Source organism: Streptomyces sp. NRRL WC-3549 (assembly GCF_000721935.1).
In the GTDB taxonomy this organism is placed as follows: domain Bacteria; phylum Actinomycetota; class Actinomycetes; order Streptomycetales; family Streptomycetaceae; genus Streptomyces.
In genome coordinates this window covers 12,553-15,917 of record NZ_KL585394.1, presented here as the reverse complement: position 1 = coordinate 15,917, position 3,365 = coordinate 12,553, and the positions used below count along the sequence as shown (strand labels likewise).

The window sequence follows — 3,365 nt, the reverse complement described above, 5'->3', positions numbered from 1 at the left end:
CCCGCCTCCAGACCGGCGGGCAGCGGCTGTTCCCCGGGACCGTCCCCGACGAGCAGCGCCGAGCCGTCGTGCCACACGTGCCACAGCGCCCGGGCGGAGCCGGAGCCGCGCACCCAGACGAGGCCGGACTTCTTGGTGGCCTCCTCGACGAGAGCCCGGTCCAGCAACACGTCAGCAGCAGTCATGCGAGCACTCTATTAGAGCCAGCCGTTGCGCTTGAGGATGCGGTGGATCGAGAAGCAGACGGTGGCGATGAGGCCCAGCACCATCGGGTAGCCGTACGTCCACCGGAGCTCGGGCATGTCGAAGTTCATGCCGTACACACCGCAGATCATCGTCGGGACGGCGATGATCGCGGCCCACGAGGTGATCTTGCGCATGTCCTCGTTCTGCGTGACCGTGGCCTGCGCCAGATTGGCCTGGAGGATCGAGTTCAGCAGCTCGTCGAAGCCGATGACCTCCTCGTGCACCCGGGCCAGGTGGTCGGCGACGTCGCGGAAGTACTTCTGGATGTCCGGGTCGATCAGCCGCATGGGCCGCTCGCTCAGCAGCTGCATCGGCCGCAGCAGCGGCGACACGGCGCGCTTGAACTGCAGTACCTCACGCTTCAGCTGGTAGATCCGGCCCGCGTCCGATCCGCGCCGGCCGCCCTTCGCCGGGGTGGAGAACACGTCGATCTCGACCTCGTCGATGTCGTCCTGGACGGACGCGGCCACCGCGATGTAGCCGTCCACGACGTGGTCCGCGATGGCGTGGAGCACGGCCGAGGGCCCTTTGGCGAGCAGCTCGGGGTCGTCCTGGAGCCGGTGGCGCAGGGCGCGCAGCGAGCCCTTGCCGCCGTGCCGGACGGTGATGACGAAGTCCGGCCCGGTGAAGCACATGACCTCACCGGTCTCCACCACCTCGCTGGTCGCGGTCAGTTCGGCGTGCTCGACGTAGTGGATGGTCTTGAAGACGGTGAAGAGCGTGTCGTCGTACCGCTCCAGCTTGGGCCGCTGGTGGGCGTGGACCGCGTCCTCCACGGCGAGTGGATGAAGGCCGAACTCCCTCGCGATACCGGCGAATTCGCCCTCGGTCGGCTCGTGCAGGCCGATCCACGCGAAGCCGCCCTCCTCCCGCACCCGCAGCATCGCCTCGTGCGGGGTCAGGGAGGCGGCCTCGGTCAGCCGGCGGCCGTCGCGGTAGACCGCGCAGTCGACCACCGCACTGGAGGCGGACGGGTCACGGGTGGCGTCGTAGCCGTTGTGCGGGGTGGCGCTGCTCTTACGGGACGGGCGCACGGCTGCGCGCAGGTCGCGGATCATCGACATGGCTGGCTCCTCTACACGGAGGGCCGTCGGCGGGGGCGTGGAACTGCCCGGAATGGGGACGTGCGCTCACGTCCGCAAAGCGGGCGGCACCGCGCGCGGCGCGATGACGGCGTTCGCTACAGACAGGCAAAAACGGGGGGCTCTCCCGGGGCGCGAACGGCCGTGAGCCGGTCCACGGGGAACGTCAGACCGAGGGAGGGAGGCGTCGTGCGGGAGAGCGGGTGGTACTGCACGGTCGACTCGGATCCACCGCAGCCCCACCTCCTCCGGCCGGTCCCCCGTGGGGGATCACGTGTTGCCGGGACTGAGAGCCGCTTCTGCGTGCTGTCCCGACCGACGGTTCAGGCTAGCAGCCGTCTCGGGGCCAATCTGATCCATTGCCCGTCATCGACGCGTTCTATGCTCGCCCCATGGGAGAAATTCTTGATCTGGTGGAGGCGCGGCTCCGGACAGCCCTGGGGGAACCGGACGCGCGGGCCGACGTGACGTTCATCGGGACCGACCGGATCGAGGTACTCCGCTTCATCGACGGCGACGTGGTCCGCTACGCGACCCTCGGTATGTCCGGGCAGCCGATGGCCGACCCCACCGCTCCCCTCGCCGACCCGGTGAAGGGCCCGCGGGCCGAGCTGGTCCTCTCCGTGCGGGTGGGGCTCGCCGACACCGACCAGGTGCTCCGGCCGCTCGCGGTACTGGCCGCGTCCCCGCAGGTCGAGGGGGTGATCGTCGCCCCCGGGGCGTCGCTGGAGCTGGGCCGGGAGCTGTGGCCCGGCGCGCCGTTCAGCTCCGTCCTGGTCGCCGAACCGGGGGGCCTCGTGGAGGACCTGGAACTGGACGCCCCGATGGACCCGGTGCGGTTCCTCCCGCTGCTGCCGATGACGCACAACGAGGCGGCGTGGAAGCGCGTACGGGGCGCGCAGGAGCTCCAGGAGCGCTGGCTCGCGCAGGGGACCGACCTGCGCGACCCGCTGCGCGGCTCGGTGCCGCTGGACTGAGCGGACACCGGTCGCCGCACTGCGGACGGGTGATCGTCCTTGACGCGGCGGCGGCCGGAGAGGACCGTGGGGCGGTATGAGGGGCGAACCCAGTTGTCCGAAGTGCGGGGGCCGGGTCAGGCCGCCCGGTCTCTTCGCCGACTCCTGGCAGTGCGCGACGCACGGCCAGGTCCACCCGATGCAGCCGGTGATCCCGCCCAGCGTGGAATCGCTCGGCGTCGTGGTGCACCGGTCCGAGGTCCCGGTGTGGATGCCCTGGCCGCTCCCGGTGGGCTGGCTGCTCACCGGTGCCGCGTACGCGGGGGACGACCGCAGCGGTGGCCGTGCCACCGCCGTCGCCTGCTCGGGCCCCGCACCGCTCGGCGGCATGGGCGAGCTGGTGCTGGTCGCCGAGGAACTCGGCGTCGGGCTCGGTGCCCGTTACGCCGGCATCGACGGCCCCGACCCCGGCGCGGGGCTGTGCGTCGACGGGGCCCCGGACGCCAAGGTGCTCGCCGCCGGACGGCCCACCCCGCTCTGGCACGTCAGGAACGCCCCGGCCGACCGGGCCGTCTTCGCCGGTGAGGCCCGCGGCCTCTGGCTCTGGGCGATCGTCTGGCCCGAGCAGTCCGGACTCCTGATGTACGACGAGCTGGTGCTGACCGACCTGCGTGACGCGGGCGCCGAGGTGGACCTCGTGCCCTGCGGGGCGCTCACCCCCCGGCTGCTCACCCGCCCCTGACCTCGTGTGACCCGGAAGAGGCGGGCGTGGCCCGGGGGCGCCGGGGTGTGACGTGGAAGGCCGGCCGACGGGCCCGTGCGGGTGCGGGCGCCGGTTATCCTTGAGCGTCCCCTGTCCGTCCACCAGCACCGGAGTCAGCGTCGTGCGCATCGATCTGCACACCCACTCCACCGCGTCGGACGGTACGGACACCCCCGCCGAGCTGGTGGCCCGGGCCGCTGCCGCGGGGCTCGACGTCGTCGCCCTCACCGACCACGACACCGTGGGCGGGCACGCAGAGGCGGCAGCGGCCCTCCCCGAGGGGCTGACCCTCGTCCCGGGCGCCGAGCTCTCCTGCCC

Annotated in this window: 4 protein-coding genes and 1 pseudogene; 3 read left to right on the top strand and 2 right to left on the bottom strand. The window is 72.1% G+C overall.

Annotated features, from left to right (window positions below; translation table 11 throughout):
• A pseudogene (locus IH13_RS37170) lies at positions 1 to 185 on the bottom strand (hypothetical protein); the annotation flags it as partial.
• A 12-nt stretch (positions 186 to 197) separates the two neighbouring features.
• Entirely contained in the window at positions 198 to 1,310 is a 1,113-nt protein-coding gene (locus IH13_RS0110660) for a magnesium and cobalt transport protein CorA (protein WP_031083232.1), read from the bottom strand.
• Between the two features lie 410 nt (positions 1,311 to 1,720).
• Here IH13_RS0110660 and IH13_RS0110655 point away from each other — a divergent pair, with 410 nt between their 5' ends.
• The 3 genes from IH13_RS0110655 to IH13_RS0110645 all read left to right on the top strand — a co-directional run.
• The gene (locus IH13_RS0110655) at positions 1,721 to 2,305 is read left to right on the top strand and encodes a suppressor of fused domain protein (protein ID WP_031083230.1); all 585 of its coding nucleotides are present in this window, start codon (positions 1,721 to 1,723) and stop codon (positions 2,303 to 2,305) included.
• Positions 2,306 to 2,381: 76 nt separating this feature from the next.
• Positions 2,382 to 3,026 (top strand): DUF6758 family protein, encoded by a 645-nt coding sequence (locus IH13_RS0110650; RefSeq protein WP_082317563.1) that lies wholly within the window; start codon positions 2,382 to 2,384, stop codon positions 3,024 to 3,026.
• Between the two features lie 142 nt (positions 3,027 to 3,168).
• Positions 3,169 to 3,365: PHP domain-containing protein (locus IH13_RS0110645; protein ID WP_037841097.1), on the top strand; the 197-nt coding region annotated here is incomplete at its 3' end.

What these genes read in the sequence shown, in the direction of transcription:
- IH13_RS0110660 (WP_031083232.1), bottom strand. Translation starts at nt 1,310, where the DNA reads ATGTCGATGATCCGCGACCTGCGCGCAGCCGTGCGCCCGTCCCGTAAG.
- IH13_RS0110655 (WP_031083230.1), top strand. Translation starts at nt 1,721, where the DNA reads ATGGGAGAAATTCTTGATCTGGTGGAGGCGCGGCTCCGGACAGCCCTG.
- IH13_RS0110650 (WP_082317563.1), top strand. Translation starts at nt 2,382, where the DNA reads ATGAGGGGCGAACCCAGTTGTCCGAAGTGCGGGGGCCGGGTCAGGCCG.